The organism is Pseudomonadota bacterium (genome assembly GCA_039033415.1).
Classification (GTDB): domain Bacteria; phylum Pseudomonadota; class Gammaproteobacteria; order Xanthomonadales; family SZUA-38; genus JANQOZ01.
In genome coordinates this window covers 119,882-146,055 of the sequence record JBCCCR010000009.1, presented here as the reverse complement: position 1 = coordinate 146,055, position 26,174 = coordinate 119,882, and the positions used below count along the sequence as shown (strand labels likewise).

The window sequence follows — 26,174 nt, the reverse complement described above, 5'->3', positions numbered from 1 at the left end:
AACCTTAAGCAACCCCGGAAAGTGAACCCAGTCTTTGGGAGCAGCCCCTATGGCAGACAACATGGACAACAACGGTAGCGGCGACCTCGAGCTTCTGCACGCCGACTCGGTGCCGATGACGGCCGACGGCCTGCTGACCGATCTCACCCACTATTTCTATCGGACCTTGGGTCGTCGAACGGTTCGCCCGCGTCAGCCTTTCCTTTATCAGGCGCTGGCGCTGGCCGTGCGGGATCGACTGTTGGAGCGGCGCAACCAAACCCGCACAGCGGTGCAGGCTGGACGCCATCGGCGGACCTGTTATCTATCGCTGGAATTCCTCATGGGCCGTCTGCTGCGCAATTCGCTGCAGAGCCTCGGGCTGGAGGATGAAGCGGCTGATGCCCTGCACGCCCTCGGGCTGGAGCTTGAGGAGGTCAGTGAACAGGAGCACGACGCGGGCCTTGGCAATGGTGGTCTGGGGCGCCTGGCGGCCTGTTTTCTCGACAGCTGCGCGACGCTGCGGCTGCCCGTGCTGGGCTACGGCATTCGCTATCAGTACGGGATGTTTCGCCAGGAGTTGGAGCACGGCGCACAGCGAGAAGCGCCCGACGCCTGGCTTCGGGAGGGATATCCCTGGGAGCTCCAGCGCTTCGAGCTAAGTCAGCGTATCCGCTTTGGCGGGCGTACCGTGGTGCACACCGGGTCCGACGGCATGCTGTCGTACGAATGGGTGGATACGGCCGAAGTCCTGGCGGTGCCCTACGACATCCCGGTGCCGGGATTCGAAAACGATATGGTGAACACGCTGCGGCTCTGGTCTGCGGTGGCGCCGGACGAGCTGGACCTGGACGATTTCAACGCGGGCGGCTACGCGGGCGCCGTGGCGGCGAAGAACGCAGCCGAACGTATCACCATGGTGCTCTACCCAAACGCAACCACCGAAAACGGTCAGGAGCTGCGGCTGCAGCAGCAGTATTTTCTGGCGTCCGCCAGCCTGCAAGACACGCTTCGGCGCTGGCGCGAGGTCGAGTCGGATGATATGACGCAATTTGCGGATCGACACTGCTTCCAGCTCAACGATACGCATCCAGCGGTGGCGGTCGCCGAGCTCATGCGTCTGCTTGTCGACGAGGCGGAGCTGTCGTGGGATCAGGCTTGGAAGATCACGACCAGGACGATGGCTTACACCAACCACACGCTGCTGCCTGAAGCGCTCGAGCAGTGGTCCGTCGCGATGTTCGGGCGGCTGCTGCCCCGGTTGCTCGACATCATCTATGAAATCAATCGACGGCTGCTTGAAGAGATCGAGCAGCGCTGGCCTGGCGATGAGGCACGAAAGCAACGGATGTCGCTGATCAGCAGCGACTATTCTCCGATGCTTCGTATGGCTCATCTGGCGATCGTGGGTAGCTACTCGATCAACGGTGTGGCTGAACTTCATTCCGACCTGCTGCAGAAGGGGCTGTTCAAAGACTTCGCTGAGCTCTGGCCTGAGAAATTCACCAACAAGACCAACGGCGTGACTCAGCGACGCTGGCTGGGGGCCTGTAACCCGGCGCTGGCGGAACTGCTGACCAGCGTGATTGGCCGGGGCTGGATGACCGATCTTCCCCAGCTCGCTGGACTTAAAGCCCAGGCGTCAAACCGCGCCTTCCAACATCAGTGGATGGAGGTCAAGCATGCCAACAAGCGACGCCTCGCGGCAGAGATCCTGCGGCGCACCGGGGAGGAGGTGGATCCGCAGGCGCTGTTCGACGTTCAGGTCAAACGCATTCACGAATACAAGCGTCAGCTGTTAAACCTGCTGCACGTCCTTTACCTCTACGACCGGCTGCAGCGTGGCGACGGGGAGGATTTGGTCAAGCGAGTGGTGATCATCGGCGGAAAGGCCGCGCCCGGGTACGTCATGGCCAAGCAGATCATTGAGGCCATCGTGCAGGTGAGTTCGGTCATCAACAGCGACACCTCGATCGACGGACGGCTCAAGCTGATCTTCTTTCCCGATTACAACGTTTCGGCCATGGAGCTGATCTGTCCTGCGGCGGATCTGTCGGCGCAGATTTCTACGGCCGGCAAGGAGGCGTCGGGCACCGGCAACATGAAGCTGATGATGAACGGCGCGCTGACGATCGGCACGCTCGACGGCGCCAACGTGGAGATACTCGAAGCGGTGGGTGCGGAGAACTTTTTCCTATTTGGGCTGACCGTCGAGGAGGTGATGCAGCAGCGAGGGCAGTACAACCCAATGGGGATCATCGAACAGGATAGCGATCTGAAAAGGGTTTTGGCGCTGCTGTCGGATGAACGTATCCGCGGCGCTAAGGATGATGCCTTCAACAGTGTCATCCACGCGATCACCACCCCCGGCGACCCGTGGATGACCGCAGCTGATTTTCGGAGCTTTGTTGACGCTCAGCAGTCGGTGGAAGCCGCGTTTCGCGACCCACAGAGCTGGGCGGAGAAGAGCATTCTGAACTGTGCCAGCGCGGGTCGGTTCTCCACCGACCGCACCATCGCGGAATACAACCGGGATATCTGGCGCCTGGAGCCGGTCAACCTGGCGGGTCCCGACGCCTGATGACGGAAGTTTCGACCGATCGGCCGCCACGCCACGTCCTGTTTGCTGCGCCGTTTTTTATGGAGGCCACGCTGAAATTCATCAGCGGCGCCGCGCGGCTCCCCGGCGTGGCGCTGTCGGTGGTGAGCCAGGATCCGGAGAGCCGGATACCCGACGCCATTCGTCGCCGCCTGGCTGGCCATTGGCAGGTCAAGGACGCGTTGGCCCCCCAGCAGCTGGTGGATGCAGCTCGGAGTTTGGGACGAGTGCTGGGCCCACCGGAGCGTCTGCTGGCTGCGCTCGAACAGATGCAGGTGCCGCTGGCCAGGGCCCGCGAGCACCTGGGCATCCCGGGTCTAAGCGTCCAGGCCGCGATCAATTTTCGGGATAAGGCCAGCATGAAGGACGTCATGGCTGCCGCGAACCTCCCGTGCGCGCGTCACGCCCTGGTTGCTAACTCGGAAGACGCTCAGCGATTCCTGGCTCACGTTGGCTACCCGGTGGTGGTGAAGCCACCGGCGGGCGCCGGTGGCAAAGCCACCTGGCGATTAAACGGCGCGGAGGATCTTGCCAACCTGCTGACCCAGGTGCCGCTGCGGCCGGATCAGCCGGCGCTTTTCGAAGAATTCGTGGCGGGCGAAGAGTTCTCCTTTGACAGCGTGCTTATCGGCGGTGAGCCGGTGTGGCACTCGATTTCGCGCTACCAGCCGGCGCCGCTCACCGTGCTGGAAAACGACTGGATTCAATGGTCGGTGGTGCTGCCGCGTGACATCTCCGGCCCGGAGTTCGACCCGATTCGGCAGGCGGGATTTGCGGCCGTGAAAGCGCTTGGGCTGGAGACGGGGTTGAGCCACATGGAGTGGTTTCAGCTTTCGGGTGGGCGCATCGCCATTTCCGAGGCAGGGGCCCGGCCGCCGGGGGCGCAGATCACCTCGCTGCTGTCGTACGCTCATGATTTGGACTTTTACCAGGCCTGGCCTCGGCTGATGATTTTCGATGAGTTTGAGCCGCCGCCTCGACGCTACGCGGTCGGTGCAGTCTACCTGCGCGGGCAGGGCGGCGGCGGTGGGCCAACCGGCGGACGTATCCGGCGTATTTTTGGCCTGGACGAAGCTCAGCAGCGGTTTGGCAAGCTAGTGGTTGAAGCGAAGCTTCCGACCCCCGGTCAGCATCGCTCCGACAGCTACGAGGGAGACGGCTACGTGATCATCCGGCACCCGGACAGCGGGGTTGTTGAGGATGCGGTTCGTGAGCTGGTTAGCCTGATCCGGGTCGAACTGTCCTGACCCATGGCACGCAGGATTATTCTCGGTCCGCAGCGGCCGGTAACCAATCTCGGCACCGCCGCCGGAAACCTACCCGAGGCGCCGGTTGCCGTCGTTTCCGCCGCCTGGAAAGAGGCCGAAGGCTATATTGACGACCTCGCTGAGCTGGTTCCGCGGGAGCTGGTTGACCTCCACCTGAACCGCCGTGCTGAGGCAGCCTTTGCGGCAGACCACCGGCTGCGGGCAGCACATCAGGAGCGCCAGGAGCGCCTCAAAGATCTGCAGCGTCTGTATCAGCTGCGCATGCGTCAGCTAATGACCGCAGCCCGCCAGGTCATGCGCGACGGCGGAGCACCCGATCTGATCGAGCGGGCACGAAGCCAGGCTGTTGCCCAGATCCAGGAGCTTGATCGCCAGCATGTGGCGCAGGCGAGGAGGATTCATCAGGAGTTCGTCGCCGAGCTCACGGACATTGAGTCGGCAGCTCTCGCTGAGCAGGTTGCCGAAGTCGAAAGGCAGCTGTCGCGCTGTGAGGCGCTTCTGATCACCGGTGGGAATGTGGCGGTGCTGGCAAACCGGCTACGACTGTTCGGCGATGCACCCTGGCTACATGATCGCCCGGTGCTGGCCTGGTCGGCTGGGGCGATGGCGTTGACCGACAGCATCGTGCTGTTCAACGACCACACCCCGCAGGGACGCCGCGAGCCCGAAGTGCTGATGGCGGGTGCCAGCGTCCTGCCGGGACTAGTGTTTTTTCCAGGTGCCAGCCGCCGGCTCAAACTCGACGATCAGCGCCAGCTGGCGCTGCTGGCCCGGCGTTTTGCGCCAGCGCGTTGCGTGACGCTCGACAGCGGCGCTTCCCTGGTCTTTGATGACACCCACCTGACTGCCGCCAGCGGGGCCCGGCTGATTGGGCCAGACGGCGACCTGACGCCGCTGAGGGCAGCATGACCCTTCCGCTCAAGACCTTTCTCGCGATTCCGGAACCGACGTCCGCTGACGTCGAAACTTTTCTCGCGGGCAATCGTTTTCCCGTTGTCGATGGGCGAAAGGTGACTTTCGTGTACCGCGGTGCGGCGGATGCGGTGAATCTCCGATGCTGGGTTGCTGGCTTTGCGGCCGCTCAGCCGTTTCAAAGGGTGGGCGCAACGGACCTCTGGACCGTCGCCATCGATCTCGCGCCGGGTTCCCGCATCGAGTACAAGTTTGAGGTCATCGCCGGCGGCCAGACAACGCTGATTGTTGATCCACTCAATCCGGTGTTGGCGGACGATCCTTTCGGCGCCAACTCGGTTTGCCAGGCGGAGGGCTACGAGCGTCCCGCCTGGACCGAAGAGCGGGACGACGTCAGACGCGGCAGCTGGGATACGGTGACGATCGACAGCAGCGCCTTTGGTGATCAGCGAGCGCTCAACGTCTACCTGCCGTCCCGTTTCCGCCGAAGCCGAAGCTACTCACTGCTGGTGGTCCACGATGGAAACGACTACCTTCGCTACGCCCAGCTTGGCGTGGTGCTGGACAACCTGATTCATGATCTGGAGATTCCACCCCTAATCGTTGCCCTGAGTGATTCGCCCGATCGGCTTACCGAATACGCCGGCGACCGCCGTCATGCGCAGTTCATTTGTAACGAGGTCCTGAGCGTGATGAGTGAACGATACCCGCTCATCGACGACTCCCGGTCACGCTGCCTCATGGGCGCCAGTTTTGGCGCGGTGGCATCGTTGCATGCCGCCTGGCTGAATCCCGGGCTGTTCGATCGGCTGTTGCTCCAATCGGGGTCTTTTGCGTTCAGCGATATCGGCCGACACAAGCGCGGTCCGGCCTTCGATCCGGTGGTGGCCTTTGTCAATCGATTTCGCGAGTCACCCGGGCACCCGGCAAAGAAGGTGTTTCTCAGCTGTGGTCTCTATGAGTCGCTGATCTTTGAAAACCGTTCGATGGTGCTGACGCTGCAGCAGCAGTCGATCGACGTGCTTTTGGAGGAAGCGCGTGACGCGCACAACTGGGAGAACTGGCGTGACCGGCTGCGCAGTGGCTTGACCTGGCTGTTTCCCGGGCCGGCATGGATGGTGTATGAATAGCGTCTTGTTGAGCGCTCGGAGCCCGGGTGGTCTGGCAGGCACGACGTGAAACCGCTAAGCAAACAGGACATATAGTGAGCACAACAACACGAAAAATCGGTCTATCCCTGGGCGCGGATATCTGCTGGCCAATCTGCTACGAGGCGCTGCTGTCGCGGCTCGACCCGGTGGTAAGCGACGGTCAGAACCAGATGAGCTTTGACGTTGAGCGTGTCGTGATCGAACCGTTCGATCTGCGGCGTCCGTGCCCCTACGATGTGGTTATCGATCGTTTGACCCACTGGTATCAGCCTTCCCGGGAGTGGATCAAGAAGTCGATCGTGATGGATGACCTGTACGTGTTCAATAACCCTTGGACGCTGCAGTCAATGGAAAAGCAGACCACCTATGCCGCGATGATGCGACTGGGTTTTCCCGTGCCGGATACCTGGCTGCTCCCGCCCAAGTCCTACGCCGAGTCGTCCGACCTGGAGCCGACGCTCAGGCAATACGCCAAGCTGTTCGATCTGGGTGAAATCGGTGACAAGATCGGCTACCCGCTCTTTATGAAACCCTACGACGGCGGCGCCTGGGTTGGGGTTACGGCGATCAACGACGCTCAGGCGCTGCGCGATGCCTACGACGACAGCGGCGCGCGCGTCATGAATCTACAGAAAGGCGTGATGCCACACGACGCGTTTATCCGCTGCATCGGCCTTGGGCCGCAGCGGCGCTGCGTCAACTACGATCCCGGAGCGCCGCTGCATGATCGCTACCGGATGGAGCGAGACTTTCTGTCTGCCGAGGACGAAAGCCATCTGCACCAGATGACCGGGATCATCAACGCCTTTTTCGGCTGGGACTTCAACTCCTGCGAGGCGCTGCGGAGCGAGGGTGTTTGGCATCCGATCGACTTCGCTAACGCTTGCCCCGACTCCCAGGTGAGTTCGCTTCACTATCATTTTCCCTGGCTGGTCAAAGCCAACGTGCGCTGGTCGGTTTTCTGCGCTGCCACGGGTCGCAAAATGCGGTCCGATCTCAACTGGCAGGACTACTTTGCGATCGCCGACAGCGATCGCAGTCAGGAAGAAAAGCTCGCTGGCTACCACGAGCTGGCCGAAGCCCATTTCGAAACCGAGCGCTTCGAAGACTTTTGTGCAGAGCACCTGGGTGATCTGGACGCTGTCGCGGCGGAGCTGTTCCGGTCTGAGGTTGTGCTCGACGCTATTCGCCAGAAGGTCACTTCACTCTATCCCGAACACGAAGTTGACGCGTTCACCGAGTTGTTCTGGGAGCGCGTTCAGCAGTCGCTGGCTGACGACAAAGCTGCCGCCTGATGGTGCCGAAAGAGGTCACACGATGGCATTCGCCGCGGCTCGAACAGACCATGCCGCTGATTCGGTGGGGATCCTATGGTACGCCGGTCTTGCTGTATCCCACCGCCGGCGGAGACGCTGAGGAGATCGAACGTTTTTTGATGATCCGGGCGCTGGCGCCGCTGCTGGAGGCCGGGCGCATCAAGATCTACTCGACCGATAGCGTGGCCGGGCGCACCTGGTTTTCCGGCGAGCACCACCCGGCGTTCCGGGCCAAGATGCAAAACGCGTTCGATGCGTTCATCTATCAAGAGGTCACGCCCGCCATCCGGGCCGACTGTCGGACGCCGGACATTGAGATCATTGCTGCCGGTGCGTCGATTGGCGCGTTCAACGCGGTGGCCACGGTGTGCCGCCATCCGGACGCGTTTCGGCTCGCGATCGCCATGAGCGGAACGTACGATCTGTCCAAGTATCTCGAGGGGCAGTTTTTCGACGACTTCTACTTCAGCTCGCCGCTTCACTTCCTGCCGGGGCTTGAGGGCTCAGCGCTGGAGCTGCTGCGCACGCGACAGATTCTGCTGCCGTCCGGTGAGGGCGACTACGAGAACATTGGTGAATCCTGGCGCATGGCGCAGACGCTTGGCGCCAAAGGTATTCCCAATCGCGTTGACCCCTGGGGCAGCCACTATCACCACGACTGGGTGACCTGGCGCGAGATGCTGCCCAAGTATCTAGACGAATTCGCCTGATCGCCTAGTGGGCCGCTTGAGGTTGGTTTACTCGGCGTACAGGTGTAGCTCCGAGGCCACCGCGTCTGCCATGGTCAAGGTCTCATCGAGCTCCGGGTGGCGCAGCATGATGAACCCGTCAGATACCAGCGTCTGACGCCAGTCCCGACGGGCGCTGCCAGCGGGCAGCAGCGTGTTCCAAACGACGTGTTGACCATAGCGGTGCTGGAGGCTCTCAGCGCCTTCAATCCGGCTGATTCGGCCGACGCCGCGAGCGCGTTTGTACACGGTTGCGACGTTGTAGCGCCGGTGGAAGGTGAGGGAAGGATCGCCGGTCGCGACCGCCTGTCCCCAGGCGCGAAAGACATCAAAGTCGCAGGCAAACTTCATCTGATCAACCTGGTGGGCGCCCGGTGGACGCGCGCCGATCTCGCCAAAGACCACCTCGCCGTCTGCCTTGCGATACCACTCCATGTGGGTGAAACCCGTCTGAAATCCCAGCGCCTCGAGCACCTGGTGGCCCATGGCGATGCCGTCGGACAGGTCGTCGCGCTCGACGTTCCGTAACGCGACAACCTGGGGGCTGATCCACTCGTTGCTGCGGGCGATGAGGGGGCGCGGGCGATACCAGGCAACGTTGTGATAAGCCACCTGGCCGTTGACGCAGATGGCGTCAAACGTGAACTCGTCACCCTCAACGAATTCTTCGACGCTCACCGCAGGGACGTGTCTCATCATGGCCAGTGCCTGGCGCAGTTCTGCCCGCGTATCGACACGGTAGGTGTCGGCGGAACCCGCACCGGCAATCGGTTTCAAAATCAGCGGAAAGCCGATGCGTTCGGCCGCCTCAAAGCAGGCGGCGCTGGTGGTTGCCGCCACGTGGTGGGGCGTTCGGATGCCGGCCTGGTCGAGCGCTTGCTTCATGGCCTCCTTGTCCCGAAACCGGTGGGCCTGGGCAACGCTGAGGCCCGGCAGGCCAAACTGTTGACGGAGCTGTGCAGCGAGCATCACTCCCGGTTCCCACAAACACTCAACGCCAGCCACGTCCAGGCCTCGCAGTTCAGCCTGCAGAGTTGCCGCTACGGCCTCCCGATCCCACAACGAGGGAACCTGAAGGTAGCGGCTGAGGGCGCGGCGCGATAGCTCAGGGAGGTTGGCCTGGGCCTGGTCACCGACACCGATGACGCGAGCGCCGCACTCCGCCAGACCGCGCACAAACTCCGGAATATCGGCCGGGTAGCCGGGGGAAATCAATATGATATTCATCGAGCAGTCCTGCTTTGCATAGCGGCGCTGTTGCGCCTGATCTCCCCGGGACGTTTCGGGCCCGCAGGCCCGCGAAGGCAGGGTAGAATACCACCTCCACCGCGTATCCTTTCCTAAGAAGCGACCGTTCATTGAAGATTTTCCAGGCGACTGCTGAGCTTGCACCGCTGGCCAAAACCGGCGGCCTGGCCGACGTCTCGGCTGCGCTGTCGCTACACCTTCAGCGCAGCGGGCACGACGTGCGGGTCGTGATGCCGTTTTATGACACAATCGACGTCAGCGGACTGGCTGTCGTGCCGGTTGATTATCTGCAGGAAGTGCCGATCACCATCGGGGGGCGGGAAGGCTATTTTTCGGTGGATACGGTCCAACTGCCGGGCACAGGACTGTCGATTTACCTCCTGCGCAGTCCTGATCTGTATCAGCGGGGCTCAGTCTACACGCAGCACTGGGACGAGCACCGGCGGTTCATATTACTTTGCCGAGCGTGCCCCGAAATCTGCCAGCGCATGGGTTTTGCGCCCGATATTTTTCACTGTCACGACTGGCACACGGGTTTAATACCGCTCTACCTGAAGAGTATCTATGCGTGGGATCAGTTGTTTGCTCAAACCCGTTCGATCATGACAATCCACAACATCGGTTATCAGGGAATGTTCTCGAGCGATGTGCTGCCGGATCTCGATCTGAACGGCTTTGAGAATCTGCTGCATCAGGACGACCTGCACGACGGCGTGATCAATTTTCTCAAGACCTCGCTCCTTTACGCTGATCATCTGACCACCGTCAGCCCAACCTATGCGCGCGAGATTCAAACCGATGCTTACGGCATGGGGCTGCAAACCATCCTCAGGGGCCGGCGTGACTCGCTGACCGGCATCTTGAATGGCGTCGACGGTCACGAGTGGGACCCGGAGACCGACACGTTAATCCCTTTCAACTTCACCGCGATGGAGCTGGCCGGCAAGCGAGCCTGCAAGCGCGCGCTAATGAACGAGCTGGGCCTGACCGGTGAAATCGATCAACCGCTGCTGGGCATGGTCACGCGGCTGACCTCTCAGAAAGGCCTGGATCTGCTGCACAGCGCGTTGCCTGAGATCCTGGCCCGTCGCCCGCTGATGCTGGCGGTCCTCGGCAGCGGAGAGTCGCGTTATGAACATTTCTTTGGCGAACTGCAGCATCGGTTTCCCGGGCAGGTGTGCTTTTACCGCGGATACAACAATCGCCTCGCTCACTGGATCGAAGCGGGCAGCGACCTGTTTCTGATGCCGTCGCTCTATGAGCCCTGCGGCCTGAATCAGATGTACAGCCTCAAATACGGCACCGTTCCCGTGGTTCGTGAAACCGGAGGCCTGGCCGATTCGGTGCAGCAGATCAACGTGCAGCACGGCACCGGTACGGGTGTCCTGTTTCGCGACTACGACGACATTGGCCTGCGCTGGGCGCTCGAGACGGCGCTGGACCTTTATGCAAATCGAACCCTCTGGATGCAGGTGATGCGCAACGGCATGGCGCAAGATTTTTCCTGGCAGCGGCAGGGTGCCCAATATGAAGATCTCTACCGACAGCTGACGGTGCACGGATGAACATCATTTTTGTAGAGCCGTCCTTCCCGTACAACCAACGCGAGTTTGTCCGCGCGCTGCACGCCGCCGGCGCCAACGTGATCGGCGTTGGCGAGCGGCCCAAGGACAGCCTGACCGACGAAATGAAACACTGGCTGACCGACTACGTGCAGGTCCGTTCGGTGGTGCATGAGCCTTCGCTGCTGGCGGCCGTCAAGGCGATCCAGGGGGTGGTCTGGGTGGACCGGCTCGAGGCGACGGTGGAAGCTCATATCATGGCGGCCGCAACGGTTCGCGAGGCGGCCGGTATTCCGGGCACCAGCGCGCACACGGCGTATCTGTGTCGAGACAAGCCGGCGATGAAGGAGGCGCTGCGGGAGGCGGGTATTCCCTGCGCCCAGTCGACCCGCGCGGTCAGTGAACAGGATCTCAGCGATTTTGCCGACGCCGTCGGCTTTCCGCTGATCATCAAGCCTCCGGCAGGGGCCGGGGCGTCAGATACCTATCGGGTCGCCAGCCGAAGCGAGCTGGCGAGCGTGGCCCAGGCCTGCGGCGTCGCCGATGGACAGGCGGTGGCCGTCGAAGAGTTTATCGAGGGGCACGAGGGATACCTTGACACGCTGACGGTCGACGGCGAGGTGGTGCACGAGTTTATCACTCACTACTACCCGAACGTTCTTGAGGCGATGCGCGAGCGCTGGATCTCACCGCAGATGGTGACCACCAACCGACTGGATGCCGAGGGATACGGCGAGTTACGTGCGATGGCACGCAAGGTTAATCAGATACTGGGGATTGGCACCTCAGCGACGCACATGGAGTGGTTTGCAGGGCCCAAAGGCCTCAAGTTCTCCGAAATCGGTTGCCGACCACCGGGGGTGGGGCAGTGGGACGTCTACAACACCGCCAACGACTTTGACCTCTACTTCGAGTGGGCTCACGCGCTGGTGCACGGTACCGGTCACACCGCTCCGTCACGCCGCTACAGCGCAGGCATGATTGCGCTGCGGCCTGAGGCTGACGGGCATATCACCGGGTATACCGGGGTGGAGGCCGTCCAGCGCCACTTCGGCGAACACATCGTTGCGGCGCACCTGCCTCCGGCCGGCACGCCAACTCAACCCGTGGAGGCGGGCTATATGGCCAACGCCTGGATGCGGGTCCGGCACCCCGACTACGACCGGCTGCGCGAAATCCTGAATCAGATCGGTGAGGCTGTAACCGTGCACGCCGGCTGAGCCTCCAAGCCCGCTCACGCGTCGTTCTTTCTGCCCTAAACCGGTGTCGGTCAGGTCACGCTACGGAGCCTGTAGTGCATCGATCTGCTGCTTGCTGTAGCCAAGATCCTGAAAGACTTCGCCGGTATGTTCGCCGCAGGTGGCCACCGAAAAATCCAGCTCCGCCGGCTCCTGCTGAAAATGCATCGGGTTGCCAACGTGGCGCAGGCCTTCGCCGTCGATCAGGGTCATGCCGCGCGCCCGATTGTGGAGGTCCTCGTGGGCTTCGGCCAACGAGAGCACCGGGGCATAGCAGATATCCCGGTCAGCAAACCAGCGGTTCCACTCATCCAGCGTCTTCTCGGCAAAGACCGACTGAAGAAATTCGACGACCGGCAGCTGATGAGCGCCTGGTCCTTTCTCGCACAGCTCAAACAGGTCCATGCGGCCAAGCTCGGCCAGCAAATTGCGGACAAATTTTGGCTCCTGGCCGGCCAGACTTAGGTAACGATGATCCGCCGTTTCGTAGATCTGATAAAAGGCGGCGCCGCCGAGTGTGCGTTCGAGGCCGGGGCGAGGGGAACGATTCTCCGCGAACACCGGTCCAAGGACGTTCGGCGCCCATGCCAGCAGCGAGTCCTGCATGGCGATATCCACGTAGTCACCCTGTCCGGTGATGGTGCGTCGATAGAGCGCCATCAGCACCGCAGCCAGCCCCATGTGAGCTGCGGCCAGGTCGGCGGCGGGTAAAGCCGGCAGCGCCGGTCGGCCGTCGCTGCCGACATTCATCGCGACGAACCCCGCCAGGCTCTGGTTTGCCAGATCGTGCGCCGGCCGGTCGCGGTAGGGGCCACTCTGGCCGAAAGCACTGACCGAACAGTAGATGATCTCGGGTCGCTTCGCCCGGATCGTGTCGTAATCGGCGCTGAGTCGTTTGACGACGCCGGGTCGGAATCCTTCGACAAAAATGTCCGCTGTCGCACAGAGATCCAGCAATGCCTCGCGACCGGCCTCATTCTTGAGATCGAGCACCACGCTTTTCTTACCGCGGTTGGCGTTTCGAAAGAACACGGAGTGGCCAGCCTGCTGCTGACCGATCTGGCGGCTGGGATCGCCGCCGGGGGGCTCAACCTTAATGACCTCCGCGCCATGGTCGGCCAGCATCAAGGTGAGAAACGGGCCGGGCAGGAACAGCGACAGGTCGACGACCCGAATGCCCTCGAGCTTCATGTCGCCTTTGGCTGCGCGGTCAGCTCGGCCACGACCTCCTCGGTGCTGATGACCCGACCCCAGAGGCGCCGCAGCATCGTCAGCGTAGCGTTCTGCATCTGATCGCTGTCAGTGCCGGTGGCGTCGCTCACCACAACAACGCCGTACTGGTGGTCACACGCCTCCATCGCCGTCATGGCAACGCAGTTGTTGGTGGAGACGCCCACCACAAGCACCGTTTCGATACCGAGCGCCCGCAGATTGGCGTCAATGCCGGTTGAGCTGAAAGCCCCCATGGTCTTCTTGTTGATGACCAGCTCTCCAGGCTCGGGAGTCAACGCGTCGACGATATCGTGTTCGGGCATGCCAACGCGGTTGCTGGTGGCTTTGACGATACCCACCATGTGCGCCGGCATGTCGCTGTAGTCCTCGAGCTCCGATCCATAGGTGATGTAGATAACGGGCGCGCCAACCTCGCGGCAGGCCGATGCCAGCGCTTGAATGTTGGGTACCAGCGTCTGCTCGATGCGATCAAATCGATAGCTTGAGGATTGCGTCTGACCTCGTTCCGCCAGCAGCTTGCCGAGGCCGAGGTTCGGGTTACCCGTGGCGTTCTGCATATCGACCACAATAAGGGCCGTATTATCGGGCCGAACCTCGATACGACGCGTAAACTGATCGATGAAAGTAGGGTGCTGCTGACTCATCGCTGCTGCTCGACGTCCTGGCGGTAGGGCGCCGCAGTATATCCGTTTTCGCTGCTCGCCATCGGCGACAGCGGCGCTACGAATCTTTCCGAGAAAACGGCTTCATGATCAGCGCATAACCCGGCATAAGCACCCGGGTTGCCAGCGGGATGAGAAGCAGGCCGAGGATCAGCCCAAAGACACCGCTAAGCGCTGCCGTTACGAGCCAGCCTACGGCGCCGGTTGCGGCTGGCGCCGACGCGGCAGCAGCGTCGGCCCAGTCGTGAATCAGGTGACCAGGCTGCGCCAGCCCGAGCGTTTCCATCCCGTGGAGCACAATGGCGCCGCCAACCCAGAGCATGGCGGCGGTGCCGACACCCGACAACAGCAGCAAGAAAGTGGGCATCCCTTTGACGATCCGGCGGCCGATAGCCCGGGTCGCCGCAAACCGACCTTTGAGACTCATTAGCAGTCCCAGATCATCTGCTTTGACGATAGCCGCGACGCCACCGTAAACAATCACCGTGATGCCGATAGCAACCACGGCTAGCGTTGCGCCCTGAAGCCAAAGGTTGTCCCCTGGAATCGCCGCCAGAGCGATGGTCATGATCTCCGCGGAAAGGATAAAGTCGGTTTTGATGGCGCCAGCGACGCGAGTCTCTTCGAGATGCGCCGGGTTCCCAACCGCATGGTCTTTCTCAACGTGTTTGTCCCCGTGAGGAAACAGCGCATGGAACACCTTTTCTGCTCCCTCGAAGCAGAGGTATGCGCCGCCGAGCATCAGCAGCGGGTTGATCGCCCAAGGGGCGAAGATGGAAAGCAGCATGCCAGCGGGAAGCAAGATGAGGAGCTTGTTGCGGATTGAGCCCCGCGCAATCTTCCAGACGATCGGCAGTTCGCGGCTGGCGTCGAAGCCATCAACATACTGCGGCGTAACGGCCGCGTCGTCGATGACCGCGCCCGCGGCCTTGGCGCCAGCCTTCGCGGCTTGGCTGATCACGTCATCCACCGATGCCGCAGCCACCTTAGCGATGGCGCTGACGTCGTCCAGCAGTGCAAGTAGTCCGCTCATGGTGGTTCCAGTTTCTGATACCGGCTGTGCGGGGCGAAGATTAACGCATTTGGCCGTCGGTCGTCTTCATTGGCTGTCCTGGGCGAAGGAGGTCGGTGAATTCCACCTAGAGCGCCTTCTTGACCCGTATTCGACGCCGCTGAAAGAATAGTGGATCCGCAACAAGCCCAAAACGAAATAGAATTTCCTCATGACGATGACTAGTGGAGGACGGCAAACCGACCTGCGGGCCCTTGCCGCCGGTCCGTGGGTTGTCGTCGATGATGGCGTCATGGGCGGTCGCTCGGCCGGCGCTGTCTCAGAAGACGACGGCGTGACGATGTTTTCGGGCACGCTGTCGCTGGAAAACAACGGCGGCTTTTCGTCGGTTCGCCTTCCGCTGTCTCAGTCGCTCAGAGGATTTTCGGGGCTCCGAATCAAGGTGCGGGGTGATGGGCGCACCTACCAGCTGAGGCTGCGAGAAGGAAATCGCTTCGATGGCGTATCGTGGGGGACATCTTTTGCCTGCAGCAGCGAGTGGACCACCCTGGACAGCCCCTTTGATCGCTTTCGTCCGACGTTCCGAGGGCGCGCCGTGCCTCAGGCAGGGCCGGTTGTCGCTGAACGCATTGGTCAGATCGGCATTTTGCTCGGGGATAAGAACCCCGGACCCTTTCGTCTCGAGGTGGCTGCGCTGGAAGGAATAGCGGCTGCCGAGGGCAAGTAGCGGCACCGCCTAAAATCCACGCCCTCCGAAATCTGAAAACCAGCCCCTCGATTCGAGGGGCTGGCCGGCGACGCCCGGTGGCGAGGCATGCTTTGCCTCAGCATCCGGGACAGGGGTCAGCCTCGCCGAAACCGGCTCTTACCGGCGTCACGCCGCCGTTCGCGGGCGTTCTCCAGCTTTTCCAGCTGCTCTGGGGTGAGCACCCCGCTAATCTCCTGTCGAACTTCAGCAAACAGGAGGGTGGCCTGGGTTGCCAGGTCGCCGTTGGAAATAGCCACCTCGTTTAGCACGACGTCGTAGTCAACGTCGGATGCGTCAAGTGCCTGCATGGTTTCGCGATTGCTTCGCGCCTGTTCTCTAAGAGCCTGCGCCTCCGGCTCTACCGTCTCGACGATCGCCGCGATGGAGTCGCGCTGAGCGTCGGTGAGATCGAGATAATCCGCCATGTGGTCCAGAACCAGTTCGGCGCCGGGGAAGCCACCGCCCATGCCAGGACCGAAGCCTAGACCGCCACCTGGTTGGGCGTTAGCGGCAGAAGCTATCAGCAGCATGCCACCGAGCAGGGCTGTTGTGACTGTTTTCATGATCGTTCTCCTGTGCAATCCAATACACCACGATTGGTGTGATGCTCAGATTACGCAGCTGAACATCCAGTTAGGTCAGGCGCGCCATAAGTAGTGTCAAGAACTGTCAGCGTGGGGTCTTCTGGCGTTGCAGCGGCCCACGCTTTGTTCCACGATGAGCTCGAACTGACAAGATTCGCCCATGAACAGTCCAAACCCCAACCCTCAAGTCCTGATCATTGACGACGATCAGGAGCTTTGCGCGATGCTCGCCGAGTTTCTGGCGCCCGACAACCTGGATGTCAGCGCTCGCCATTCCGGCGAGGAGGGGCTGGAAGCGCTAATGGCCAACGACTTTGATTTGGTGATTTTGGACATCATGCTGCCGGGCATCAACGGTACCGAGGTGCTCAAGCAACTGCGCCAGAGCAGTACCATTCCGGTCGTGATGCTGACGGCTCGCGGTGACGACGTGGATCGCATTCTTGGGCTCGAGTTCGGCGCCGACGATTACCTGCCCAAGCCTTTTAATCCCCGCGAGCTGACGGCGCGGATCAAGGCGATTCTCCGTCGCGCCAGGCCGACAGCCGAGCGTGATGAGCCAGCCAGCGTGGGCGAGCTGGACGTGGATTTGGGTACCCGGCGTGTGAGCGCCAGCGGCGAGCTGATTCGCCTGACCGGCGCCGAGTTTGAGTTGCTCAAGTGTCTCCTGGACAACCCTTCAGAGGTGGTTTCCAAAGACGAGCTGTCGCAGCGCGCTCTGGGTCGCAAGAACCTCCCCTACGACCGCAGTATCGATACGCACATCAGTAACCTGCGTCGAAAGCTTAGCGCTGCGGGCGTTGACAATCCGCAGATCATGAGCCGACGAGGTATGGGCTACTACCTCGCGGTCGAAAGCTGAGGACTCCCGGTGCGAAGTCTCCTGCTGCGAATCTTTTTTTCGTTTTGGCTGATTATTACGCTGACGATTGTTCTGGCTGCGGCGGTGGGCTACGGCTATGCCCAGCGCGCCCGAGCGGCCATGGAGAACTTTCAGGTCAGCGACGCGATGCTGGATGCCAGCGTTGCGCTCCGTGACGCGGGGCATGAGGGTCTCGTTGCATGGCTGGAGGGTTTGCCGGCCGTTACCGCCGCGGCGGTGTTTGTGCTGGACAGCGACGGTAAAGACCTTCTCGGGCGCCCGCTGCCGATGCCAGTTGGCCTTGCCATGCGGCGGTTCGGCGGGGAGATGATCAAACCGCCAATGCGGGGCAATCTGCGTCCGGCAAGGCCCTTTTCGCAGCTGGTAGGGCCCGACGGACAGCTCTACACGCTGTTTGTGCTGCCTACACAGCGAGCCGCGGGTCGGTGGCTGGCGGAGCGCGGCCAGGTGGTGCTGATTTTGTTGGCGTTGTTGGTAAGCGCTGCGGTGTCGTATCTGCTCGCACGAGCCATCTCGAGACCGGTCTCCGAGCTGCGGGGTGCCGCGTTGTCGCTGGCTGACGGTAAGCTGAAGACCCGGGTGCCGGAATCGGTCACTCGGCGGGATGACGAGATCGGTCAGCTCGGGCAGGATTTTGATCGGATGGCCCGTGAGCTGGACCGTGCCTGGCAGCGGCAAACCGAGCTCACCCGCAACGTATCCCACGAGCTCCGGTCGCCGCTGGCGCGGCTGCGCATGGCGCTAGAGCTGGCCCGACGCCAGGTGGGTGAACAGCCGGAATTTGCCAAGATCGATCTGGAAACCGAGCGGCTGAACAGTTTGATCGGCCAGATCCTCGAGTTTTCCCGGCTGGACGCTCAGCCCGATGAGGCGCCGGAAACGATCGATCTGACGGAGCTGCTGGAGTCCGTGGTCGAAGATGTTCGCTACGAGAACCAGGGCAAAGAGGATCAAGGGCTGATCGATTTGACCAGTGAGGGGGCGTGCATCGTGAACGGTTATCCGGGGGCCTTGCGCAGTGCTTTCGAAAACGTGCTCAGAAACGCTGTCCTCCACGGCCAGGGGGGCGAGCCGGTAAAGGTTGAGCTGTCCGCCCAGGAGACAAGGGCTGAGGTGGTGATCAGCGACTCAGGTGGGGGCGTTTCCGAAGAAGATCTGGCGCAGCTATTTGAACCGTTTTTTCGTTCAACCAACGCCGCGGAAAGCGCGGCGAGCGGCAGCGGCCTGGGCCTGGCGATCGCATCGCGGGCCATCGAGCTGAACCGTGGCACCATCAGTGTGAGGAACACCGGTTCAGGTCTAGAGTTTACGGTCACCTTTCCCGCGTAATACCGGCCAATCGCCGGTCACCGGTTCGTGGCTTCGCGTTTGACCTCAGGACTCCAAGGACCCGCATCTTTGCTGTCAGCGCGTGTTGGCGGGTTCCGCCATAGCCTTGGTGCACGCGTCGTCATCCAGGAAACGCTTCAGCAGGTTTTTTCCGAGCGGCCACAGCCCGCCGGTGGCAATACCGACACCGGTTTCGATGACGGCGTTCCTGGGGTCAGCCACGATGCGCGGATCGGCCAGGGTGCCGCCGACACGGGTAAAGGGATTGATCAGGTCACCGATGCTGATGCCGAGGCCTCGACGCGGCTGGGCGATAACGTCCAGATTCAGCGTTTCGCTCGCAAGTTCGATATCTCCTCGCGCGAGCAGATTCACTTCCCGAGTCTGCAGGGCAAAAAACGGATCGCCGCCGGCGCGACCGTTCTCGAGCTCCAGGCGCACGACCAGGCAGGACAGCTCCAGCTCGTCACGGCTGCGGACAAATGGCAGCACGGTTTCGAGGAGGCCGGTCAGCGTGTCTTGAAGAATCAGCGTGGTCAGGAGGCTGTTGCGGCGCTCAAGGATGCCCGCCTGAGCATCTACGGTGACCCGGCCCGACACGGATGCGGCCAGTGCGCGCAAGCTGCGTCCTTCCGCGTGCAGCTCCGCGCTCAGACTGTAGCTGGGCCGGTCAGCCAGCGAATCGGCGTCCTCCGAGGGTGAGGCGACGTAGAGGTTTCGGCCCTCAAGGTCCACATCGAAGCGATAGGCGTCATCCGCCGGCTCCGCGGTGAACGTGCCGCTCAGCTGTCCCCGCACGCCATCGGACTCAAAACGACTGACGTCCAGACGGCCGTCGCGGAGAGTCCCCGCGGTGCTGATCTGCGGGCCCGCCCAGGTATCGCTGAACAGCGAATCCATAGCGATCTGGAAATCGAGGTCGAGCCTCGACAGCCACGTCAGCGGGAGATCGTCGGGGGGAATGACTCGACCGTCAGCACGTTGCTTCATCACTGAACCCAGACCTGGCGGTTCGCTGGCCGCGGCCTTTCCACTGCGCAGATCCAGACCTTCGGACTTAAGGTCCACCGTGACCACGGGCTTAGGTTCCAGGCGTAGGCTGACGGGGCCGGCAACGGACCCTCGGGCTCCCAATTCAAGGCTCGCTTCGGCCAGCTCAAGGCCGTTCGCGCTCCATGTGCCAACGGTGTAAACGGCCAGCGGCTCTTTTGCCAGCGCGTACGGATCGAGAGCCGGCAGCAGCAGCGTCGCGGAAGGCGACTGGATCCGTAAATCGAGCGCACCTCCGGCCGCAGCAGCGTCGAGATCGATTGAGAACCGCCCGACTAAGGTCGCTGGACCGGCTGACATTGCAAGGTTTTCCATGACTAGAGCATTTTCGGAGTAGCGAAGCTGACCCGAGCCGGACAGCGGGGAGAGCTTTGGTGCAAACGCGTCAAGCTCTGGTAGCCAGGTTGAGGGGCGAATGCCCTCGGTTGAGAAACTGAGCTCAGCCGCTGGTGCTCCCGCGTCGGCGACCATCCTGCCGTCAAAGCGGATCACCTGGTCATCAAGCTCGAGTTCCGCTGCCGATACGCTTAGCCTTTTTTCAGCGTAGGTGGCTCTCCCGGACAGGACAAACGGCAGCGCGGGCAGGCCTCCCGCGCCCAAAGCCTCCGCTGCCCCTGCGGCGTCCGGACCCGAGACTGACAGATCGAGCTGCGTCTCCTTACGCCCGATCGGCCAGGTCATGGTGCCCCCGAAGCGCAAATTTCCGGAGGTCAGCGCCAGATCGGTCAGCGTTGATGCCTCCTGCGACGCGCGGAACCGGCCCGTGCCGTAGACATGTTCCAGATCGGGGAAAGGCACAGCGTTGCCGTCAAACCACGCGGATAGGGTGATGTCGCTGGCTTCCAGGTCCAACTCCGTCTCGCGGCCCGCCAGACGACCGTTGATGTCAAGCTGTTCGTCCAGAATCTCGACGCGCGCCCGGTCGACCGCCAGCGCCCCACCGTCGATCACGCCATGTCCGAATGCCTTGAAGGGCATCGCCGAAAGGCCTGGCAGCCCGACAGTTCCGGCGACCGCGCCGGCGTCTGCGCCTTGCATCATGACGGTCAGCTCGGCGCCCTGGATCGAACTTGGGACGGAAAGGTTGATCGTCACCTCGGTTGAGAGGTCGTCGCTCGCCAGGGCGAGCTGAAGCTGTTGTCCGGTGTCTCCCTTCAGCAGTTTTCCTTCGCCACGGACGACCTTGCCGTCAACCGTCAGCCTCAGGGGCTCCACCGCAAACGCCTGGCCATCCGAGCGAACTGTTCCCGCAAAGAGGAACGGCGCCTCAGCCAGCTCAAAAATTTTGAGGGCAGGGCGCAGCAGCTTCAGCTCTGGACCCGCGACCGTCCCGGTGATCTCGAAACCGCCCGCGCCTCGGAGGTCCCGAAACCACCCGGCGGCTCCCATCTCGTATTCGCCAAGGTGGCCTGCCAGGCTTGCCTGGTTCCGCTCGTCTCCGGGCGTTAGCTCAACCAACAGATCCAGGGGGCCGGAGGTGAAGTCAGGCAGGTTCAGCGTCTCGAGTAGGTAGGCTGCGTCGGGCCCCGCCACCGTCAGCTCCGCGGATGTCAGTGAGACGGTTTGTGTATCGATGCCGCGGGCTGTGCCAGTGAGAGAAATCTCTCCAAGGCTGGCATCGAGGGTGAGATCCTGGCGGCGTTGGGTTCCCATAGATGTTGAGGGTGCGAGATGGCCTTCCAGCGTCAGGTCGACGTTGTTGACCTCGCCTGACAGCGTCACGTCAAAACGATCGCCGTCACGGCCGAACTGGGTTGTCTCCAGGGTAAGCAGGCTGACCTGAGTGAGCTCCGGCAGCGACACCTGAATCGTGAGGTCCTGAGCACTGAGCGCTGAGAGTTGAGGCATCGGGGCGCTTGTTGACGGTGATCCTGCTGATGAAGCGCTCCAGGGAAAGTCCCAGGTTCGTCGGCCGTCGGGCAGCCCTTCTAGCGCCACAGCAGCGCCCGTCAGCGCCAGGCGATCGATCTGAACGGGCCCCTCCAGCAGCGAGCGGAGCCGGATGTCGGCCTCAAGCTCGGTCGCTTTAAACAACTCAGGCTGGCTGGCCCAGGGCGGATTGGCAATCGAAACGTCGCTGGCAACTAGCTGGATCTGGCGCCCCAGCCGCAGCGACAGCGGGCCGCTGATCCGTACTTCGCGGCCCAGCGACCGGCTCGCCGCCGACGTTAGCCGATCTCGGAGGAAGCCAAGGTCGGCCAGTAGGAGGAAGAGACCAACAGCGGTGAGTCCGGCCAGCACGAAACCGGAGAAAACGACCACCCTGCGGCGCAAAGAGACCTCCCGCGTCAAAGCATTTGATTGTAGCGGCTGATCTCACAATCGGTCGAGGAGCGAAAGCTGTCCCGCTATAATTGTGACTTCCCGAGCTGTCCTTCCCGACAGCTCCAGCCAACGCCAGCGGTTTTGTGAGGTAACTATGCGTTCGGGCCGAATCCGGCTTGTCCCGGTGCCATTTGTGTTTTTTGGACTTTTCCTACTGCCGATCAGCGCGGTGCAGGCAGCGGAGCATCTGTCGGCGGCTGAGTCCGACCCGGCGGTGATGGGATGGATGGAGGGTTTTCCCCCGCCGCCCGATAAGCTCATCACCCAGCCCGATTCGAATTACTTCAGCTTTCCCAAGCTCCGTTGGACGGTGTGCCATCTACGCGAGTTTTTGCCGACGGAGCAGGTAAGTCGGGGGCTCGGAGCACCCTCAGAACTGACCTACGCGCTGGACGCAGGGATCGATCAGGTCACCTTCATGCCGATGGGGTCGACCGAACCGATGACCTGGGAGGCATCGCTAGCCGCGAACTACACCGACGGCATGCTGATCATCCATCGTGGGAAGGTGGTCTATGAACGTTATCTGGGCTGCCTGGACGAAGCGGGCAAGCATGGCGCGATGTCGATGACCAAGTCGATGACCGGCCTGCTGGCGGAAATTCTGGTCGCTGAAGGGGCGCTGGATGAAGCTGCGCTAGTCTCAACCATCGTGCCTGAGCTGTCGTCGAGTGCTTTTGGCAGCGCGACGGTGCGACAGGTGATGGACATGACCACGTCGCTCGACTACAGCGAAGACTACGCTGATCCGAAGGCGGAAATCTGGATTTACTCCCAGGCGGCCAGCCCGCTGCCGAAGCCAAAGGACTACTCCGGCCCGGACGGCTACTTCGAATACCTCCAGACGGTCCGTCCAGCGGGTGAGCATGGCCAGGCGTTTGCCTACAAAACCGTGAACACGGATGTTCTAGGCTGGATTGTCTCCCGAGTTTCGGGTCAGGAGGTCACCGAGCTGTTGTCAGAGCGCATCTGGAGCAAAATCGGCACGGAGCAGGACGGATACATGACGGTGGACGGGAAGGGGACGCCGTTTGCCGGCGGTGGCCTGAGTGCCGGCCTACGAGACCTGGGGCGGATCGGACTATTGCTGCTGAACGGAGGTGTCGTCGACGGGCAGCGCCTGTTTCCCGCCGAGGTGGTGGGCGGAATCCGTCGTGGCGGTGACAAGGACCACTTTGCTAAAGCCGGCTACACAACCCTGGAAGGCGGCAGCTATCGCGGCATGTGGTGGGTGTTTCATAACGACCACGGCGCGTTCGCGGCTCGCGGCGTGCACGGCCAAACGATTTACATCGATCCGATGGCTGACATGGTACTGGTGAGGTTCGCGTCCTTTCCCACGGCCAAGAACGGCAAGATCGACCCCACATCGCTGCCGGCCTATCAGGCGGTGGCGGAGTACCTGTTGAACCGGTGATTCAACGGCCGCCGGCAGCGGCTTACCAGTAGGTTTTGCGCTCGCTATCGATAGCGGCCAGCGTTTTGCCGTCGCAGACACTCGAATCCAGACAGGCCAGCATCAGGTCCGCAAGATCACTGCGGTCGATGTAGCCAAACGCCTCGGGGGCATCGGACAGCATGCCGTTCCCCGACGCCTGGCCGCTGAGCAGGCCACCGGGTCTGATGATGATGTGGTTCAGGCCGCTCGCGCGCAGATGATCTTCCGCCTGGGTCTTCAGCGGCAGGATCTCCTTGAGGATCTGTTTACTAGGCAGCGGTAAGACTTCAGCGCTGTCCCCAGCGCCGATGGTGGTCACCAGCAGGACGCGATCAATCCCGGCGGTTTTCGCCGCGTCGATGATGTGCCGATTGCCCGTTAAGTCGACCGGGGGAACGCACTTCAGGCAGCCGACCGTGGTCACGACAGCCCTGAATGGCTGGGATTGAGCTGCGGCAATCACCGAGGCCTCGTCCATCGCGTCGCCTTCGAGGAACTCCGCGCCCAGCGCCTCCAGCGCGCTCCGATCGGACGTTGGGCGAACAAACGCGACGACCTTCTCGCCCCGGGCATGCAGTTTCTTGGCAAGCTCTAACCCGGTATTGCGCGTGGCGCCAAACAGCAGCACCGGCGCTTCTGATGAGGCGACCGTCTGGGCAGGCTGAAGCTGGAGCCGGCTCTCTGGGATGTTGGCCAGCATGGAGCTATAGAGGTATGCCGCGCCAGCGAGAATGACGAGCAGCAGGACCAGCAGAATTTTCTTAATCACGGTTCACACACCCAGTGCCGGAAAAGGCTGCCACGGTAGCAAATTGCCGGCTGCGCTGGCCATCAGCGTCATCGGCCGAGACGATAAGCCACAATCGCGTCAGATTGTTTGGTCCCTGCTAATGAGTTGCCGCCTGCCGCAACGACCACGTATTGCTGCCCGTTATGGCGGTAGGTCATCGGCACCGCCATGGCGGGTGCGGGCAGGTCTTCGTCTTGCCAGAGCAGCTCACCCGTTGTGGTGTCCAGCGCGCGAAAGGTCGAGTCCATGCCCGCGCCGATAAACACCAGGCCACCACCTGTCGCCAGCGGCCCGCCAACGTTGGGTGAACCCCATGACGCCTGCGTGCGTAAGCCATCGGTGATTGGATAGCGGCCCAGCGGCTGCCGCCAGAGGTGCTCGCCGCTGTCCAGATCAATGCCAACGAGTTCACCCCACGGTGGCGGCGTACACGGGATGCCCAGCGGCGACAGGAAGAACTCGCCGTCCAGCCGATAGGGCGTTTGGTTGAGCGGCTTTTTAAGGAACTCGACTGGCGGACCGATCGGCCGGGTTTCGGCCGGGTCCGCGGGCACCAGCTTCATGATGGTGGCGAGGTTTTGGGTTTTGACAATCAGCGTGTTGCTGCGCGGATCCAGCGAAGCGCCACCCCAGTTCCCACCACCGAGGGCGGAGGGGAGCTGGATAGAACCCTGCTCGCTCGGTGGGGTGAACAACCCCTTGTAGCGCAGCGAATCAAAACGGCGTCGGCAGGCTAGCTTGTCCACTGGCGTCAGGCCAAACATGTCATCCGGGTCGATGTGCTGGCGGGCGAACGGCGCCGGTTTTGTGGGTATGGGCTGCGTGGGCGATGCTCGCTCGTTGGGAATGTCGCTGGTTGGCACCGGCTGTTCTTCGACGGGGTGGAGCGGTTTACCGGTGCGCCGATCGAGCACAAAGACGAAACCCAGTTTAGTAATCTGCGCAACGGCTGGGATGGTTTCGCCGTCTTTGCTAAGGTCAAACAGTATCGGCTGGGCCGGCAGGTCATAGTCGAAGAGATCGTGGTGCACCGTCTGAAAGCTCCAGACCACCTCACCATTGCGACCGTCCAGCGCAACCACGGCATTGGCCAGCGGAATCGGCTCGGTGCGATTGGCGCCATACGGATCCACACTGGGGCTCGAGGTCGGGAGGAACACGAGGTTTCGCTCTTCGTCCACCGCAATCAAAGACCACACGTTAGCGCCGCCCGTTTTTCCACTGAGCGCAACGGGAATTGGACTAAATGACCAGGCCAGCTTGCCGGTGCGTGCGTCGAAGGCCCGTACGTAGCCGTCCGCCGCATTGGCGACGATGTTGTCGCCGACCACGCTGCCGGTGATGATCAGGTTGCCCAGCACCGCCGGCGGAGACGTGAGGTAAAGGTCGCCTTCACCGCTGTTGTCGAGGTCATTCAGGCGCACAACCCCCTTATCGCCAAACCCTTCGCAGGCTTTGCCGGTTTGTGCATCGATCGCGATAAGGCGCGCGAAGATGTCCGGCTTAATGATTCGCGCACGACAGCTCGCGCCCGCTTCAGCATTTGGGTCAACCCAGAGCGACACACCGCGGCAGTTGGCGGCAAAACGGGGTGGAGGCTCGGCCAGCGTGCTCAGAGCGTCGAAGCGCCAGATCACCTTGCCCGTGTCGGGCTCCAGGGCAAGCACGCGGTGCATGGGCGTACAGACAAATAGCTTGCCGTCCCAGTACAGCGGCGTTCCCTCAAAAGACGAACCCCCTTCGATAGCAGGCCCCTCGACCACGTCGCCGGTGCGGCTCGTCCAGGCTCGCTTAAGGCCCTTGACGTTAGCGAGATTGATCTCGTCGAGCGCCGAATACTGCCCACCGGAAGCTACACCCCCGAAGCTGGTCCAGCCTTCGTTGGTCAGCAGTGCCTGATGGGCACCGCTAGGTTGCGCTAGGGCGGCCGGGGAGAACAGTAGGAACAATATGAGCGTAAGGCGAACGGGCCGGTCGAGACAACGTTTCCTCGTTTTGAAATACACTGCGCTCATTCGTCCGCCTTTCAGTAAACTGCCGCTATGGAAGCGAATGCCGATGCAACTCGGCTCGTTCCCAACGATCATACACGGCGTCCGATGGCGCTGAAGACTTTTGT

General features: G+C 62.0%; 20 protein-coding genes. 12 read left to right on the top strand and 8 right to left on the bottom strand.

Annotated features, from left to right (window positions below; genetic code table 11):
* Positions 1 to 49: 49 nt before the first annotated feature.
* The 6 genes from AAF358_09470 (at position 50) to AAF358_09445 (ending at position 7,935) form a co-directional block, all read left to right on the top strand.
* A complete protein-coding gene (locus AAF358_09470; GenBank protein MEM7705768.1) occupies positions 50 to 2,560 on the top strand; it encodes a glycogen/starch/alpha-glucan phosphorylase in 2,511 nt (836 codons plus the stop codon).
* Complete coding sequence (locus tag AAF358_09465; GenBank protein MEM7705767.1) at positions 2,560 to 3,825, top strand: ATP-grasp domain-containing protein; 1,266 nt, start codon at positions 2,560 to 2,562, stop codon at positions 3,823 to 3,825. The genes AAF358_09470 and AAF358_09465 overlap by 1 nt, the downstream gene beginning before the upstream one ends.
* 3 nt (positions 3,826 to 3,828) lie before the next feature.
* Entirely contained in the window at positions 3,829 to 4,755 is a 927-nt protein-coding gene (locus AAF358_09460) for a hypothetical protein (GenBank protein ID MEM7705766.1), read from the top strand.
* Positions 4,752 to 5,888 carry an alpha/beta hydrolase-fold protein gene (locus tag AAF358_09455; protein ID MEM7705765.1) on the top strand — a complete coding sequence of 379 codons (1,137 nt, stop codon included), beginning with the start codon at positions 4,752 to 4,754 and terminating at the stop codon, positions 5,886 to 5,888. Before AAF358_09460 ends, AAF358_09455 begins: the two co-directional genes overlap by 4 nt.
* Positions 5,889 to 5,962: 74 nt before the next feature.
* Positions 5,963 to 7,204 (top strand): hypothetical protein, encoded by a 1,242-nt coding sequence (locus AAF358_09450; GenBank protein MEM7705764.1) that lies wholly within the window; start codon positions 5,963 to 5,965, stop codon positions 7,202 to 7,204.
* Between the two features lie 50 nt (positions 7,205 to 7,254).
* Positions 7,255 to 7,935: an alpha/beta hydrolase-fold protein gene (locus AAF358_09445; GenBank protein MEM7705763.1), complete on the top strand. Its 681-nt coding sequence runs from the start codon at positions 7,255 to 7,257 to the stop codon at positions 7,933 to 7,935.
* A gap of 27 nt (positions 7,936 to 7,962) precedes the next feature.
* Here the strand turns inward: AAF358_09445 and AAF358_09440 are convergent, their stop codons facing one another.
* A complete protein-coding gene (locus tag AAF358_09440; protein MEM7705762.1) occupies positions 7,963 to 9,180 on the bottom strand; it encodes an ATP-grasp domain-containing protein in 1,218 nt (405 codons plus the stop codon).
* Between the two features lie 131 nt (positions 9,181 to 9,311).
* Here AAF358_09440 and glgA point away from each other — a divergent pair, with 131 nt between their 5' ends.
* Both glgA and AAF358_09430 read left to right on the top strand, forming a co-directional pair.
* Positions 9,312 to 10,766, top strand: a complete 1,455-nt coding sequence (gene glgA / locus AAF358_09435) for a glycogen synthase GlgA (GenBank protein MEM7705761.1) — start codon at positions 9,312 to 9,314, stop codon at positions 10,764 to 10,766.
* Positions 10,763 to 11,983 carry an ATPase gene (locus tag AAF358_09430; GenBank protein ID MEM7705760.1) on the top strand — a complete coding sequence of 407 codons (1,221 nt, stop codon included), beginning with the start codon at positions 10,763 to 10,765 and terminating at the stop codon, positions 11,981 to 11,983. The genes glgA and AAF358_09430 overlap by 4 nt, the downstream gene beginning before the upstream one ends.
* 60 nt (positions 11,984 to 12,043) lie before the next feature.
* Here the strand turns inward: AAF358_09430 and AAF358_09425 are convergent, their stop codons facing one another.
* The 3 genes from AAF358_09425 to AAF358_09415 all read right to left on the bottom strand — a co-directional run bounded on the left by AAF358_09425 (position 12,044) and on the right by AAF358_09415 (position 14,929).
* Positions 12,044 to 13,192, bottom strand: a complete 1,149-nt coding sequence (locus tag AAF358_09425) for a CoA transferase (protein ID MEM7705759.1) — start codon at positions 13,190 to 13,192, stop codon at positions 12,044 to 12,046.
* Positions 13,189 to 13,878 (bottom strand): isochorismatase family cysteine hydrolase, encoded by a 690-nt coding sequence (locus tag AAF358_09420; protein MEM7705758.1) that lies wholly within the window; start codon positions 13,876 to 13,878, stop codon positions 13,189 to 13,191. The genes AAF358_09425 and AAF358_09420 overlap by 4 nt, the downstream gene beginning before the upstream one ends.
* A gap of 76 nt (positions 13,879 to 13,954) precedes the next feature.
* On the bottom strand, positions 13,955 to 14,929 hold the full coding sequence (locus AAF358_09415) for a DUF808 domain-containing protein (protein ID MEM7705757.1): 975 nt from the start codon (positions 14,927 to 14,929) through the stop codon (positions 13,955 to 13,957).
* 190 nt (positions 14,930 to 15,119) lie between these two features.
* On the opposite strand from AAF358_09415, the gene AAF358_09410 reads away from it, so the two are divergent.
* Positions 15,120 to 15,635: a CIA30 family protein gene (locus AAF358_09410; protein MEM7705756.1), complete on the top strand. Its 516-nt coding sequence runs from the start codon at positions 15,120 to 15,122 to the stop codon at positions 15,633 to 15,635.
* A gap of 116 nt (positions 15,636 to 15,751) precedes the next feature.
* On the opposite strand, the gene AAF358_09405 is transcribed toward AAF358_09410, so the two are convergent.
* Positions 15,752 to 16,219: a Spy/CpxP family protein refolding chaperone gene (locus AAF358_09405; protein ID MEM7705755.1), complete on the bottom strand. Its 468-nt coding sequence runs from the start codon at positions 16,217 to 16,219 to the stop codon at positions 15,752 to 15,754.
* A gap of 181 nt (positions 16,220 to 16,400) precedes the next feature.
* Between AAF358_09405 and AAF358_09400 the strand changes: the two genes are divergently transcribed.
* Positions 16,401 to 17,102, top strand: a complete 702-nt coding sequence (locus AAF358_09400) for a response regulator transcription factor (GenBank protein MEM7705754.1) — start codon at positions 16,401 to 16,403, stop codon at positions 17,100 to 17,102.
* A gap of 9 nt (positions 17,103 to 17,111) precedes the next feature.
* Positions 17,112 to 18,452 (top strand): ATP-binding protein, encoded by a 1,341-nt coding sequence (locus AAF358_09395; protein MEM7705753.1) that lies wholly within the window; start codon positions 17,112 to 17,114, stop codon positions 18,450 to 18,452.
* 75 nt (positions 18,453 to 18,527) lie between these two features.
* Here the strand turns inward: AAF358_09395 and AAF358_09390 are convergent, their stop codons facing one another.
* On the bottom strand, positions 18,528 to 21,776 hold the full coding sequence (locus AAF358_09390; GenBank protein MEM7705752.1) for an AsmA-like C-terminal region-containing protein: 3,249 nt from the start codon (positions 21,774 to 21,776) through the stop codon (positions 18,528 to 18,530).
* Between the two features lie 268 nt (positions 21,777 to 22,044).
* On the opposite strand from AAF358_09390, the gene AAF358_09385 reads away from it, so the two are divergent.
* Positions 22,045 to 23,244, top strand: a complete 1,200-nt coding sequence (locus tag AAF358_09385) for a serine hydrolase (GenBank protein MEM7705751.1) — start codon at positions 22,045 to 22,047, stop codon at positions 23,242 to 23,244.
* Between the two features lie 22 nt (positions 23,245 to 23,266).
* On the opposite strand, the gene AAF358_09380 is transcribed toward AAF358_09385, so the two are convergent.
* Both AAF358_09380 and AAF358_09375 read right to left on the bottom strand, forming a co-directional pair.
* Complete coding sequence (locus tag AAF358_09380) at positions 23,267 to 24,034, bottom strand: SDR family oxidoreductase (GenBank protein ID MEM7705750.1); 768 nt, start codon at positions 24,032 to 24,034, stop codon at positions 23,267 to 23,269.
* Positions 24,035 to 24,102: 68 nt separating this feature from the next.
* A complete protein-coding gene (locus AAF358_09375) occupies positions 24,103 to 26,070 on the bottom strand; it encodes a pyrroloquinoline quinone-dependent dehydrogenase (GenBank protein ID MEM7705749.1) in 1,968 nt (655 codons plus the stop codon).
* Between the last annotated feature and the right edge of the window lie 104 nt (positions 26,071 to 26,174).

Excerpts from the sequence above, each read along its gene's own strand:
- AAF358_09470 (MEM7705768.1), top strand. The coding sequence starts at position 50 with ATGGCAGACAACATGGACAACAACGGTAGCGGCGACCTCGAGCTTCTG.
- AAF358_09465 (MEM7705767.1), top strand. The coding sequence starts at position 2,560 with ATGACGGAAGTTTCGACCGATCGGCCGCCACGCCACGTCCTGTTTGCT.
- AAF358_09460 (MEM7705766.1), top strand. The coding sequence starts at position 3,829 with ATGGCACGCAGGATTATTCTCGGTCCGCAGCGGCCGGTAACCAATCTC.
- AAF358_09455 (MEM7705765.1), top strand. The coding sequence starts at position 4,752 with ATGACCCTTCCGCTCAAGACCTTTCTCGCGATTCCGGAACCGACGTCC.
- AAF358_09445 (MEM7705763.1), top strand. The coding sequence starts at position 7,255 with ATGCCGCTGATTCGGTGGGGATCCTATGGTACGCCGGTCTTGCTGTAT.
- AAF358_09440 (MEM7705762.1), bottom strand. The coding sequence starts at position 9,180 with ATGAATATCATATTGATTTCCCCCGGCTACCCGGCCGATATTCCGGAG.
- AAF358_09430 (MEM7705760.1), top strand. The coding sequence starts at position 10,763 with ATGAACATCATTTTTGTAGAGCCGTCCTTCCCGTACAACCAACGCGAG.
- AAF358_09425 (MEM7705759.1), bottom strand. The coding sequence starts at position 13,192 with ATGAAGCTCGAGGGCATTCGGGTCGTCGACCTGTCGCTGTTCCTGCCC.
- AAF358_09420 (MEM7705758.1), bottom strand. The coding sequence starts at position 13,878 with ATGAGTCAGCAGCACCCTACTTTCATCGATCAGTTTACGCGTCGTATC.
- AAF358_09415 (MEM7705757.1), bottom strand. The coding sequence starts at position 14,929 with ATGAGCGGACTACTTGCACTGCTGGACGACGTCAGCGCCATCGCTAAG.
- AAF358_09410 (MEM7705756.1), top strand. The coding sequence starts at position 15,120 with ATGACGATGACTAGTGGAGGACGGCAAACCGACCTGCGGGCCCTTGCC.
- AAF358_09405 (MEM7705755.1), bottom strand. The coding sequence starts at position 16,219 with ATGAAAACAGTCACAACAGCCCTGCTCGGTGGCATGCTGCTGATAGCT.
- AAF358_09400 (MEM7705754.1), top strand. The coding sequence starts at position 16,401 with ATGAACAGTCCAAACCCCAACCCTCAAGTCCTGATCATTGACGACGAT.
- AAF358_09385 (MEM7705751.1), top strand. The coding sequence starts at position 22,045 with ATGGGATGGATGGAGGGTTTTCCCCCGCCGCCCGATAAGCTCATCACC.
- AAF358_09375 (MEM7705749.1), bottom strand. The coding sequence starts at position 26,070 with ATGAGCGCAGTGTATTTCAAAACGAGGAAACGTTGTCTCGACCGGCCC.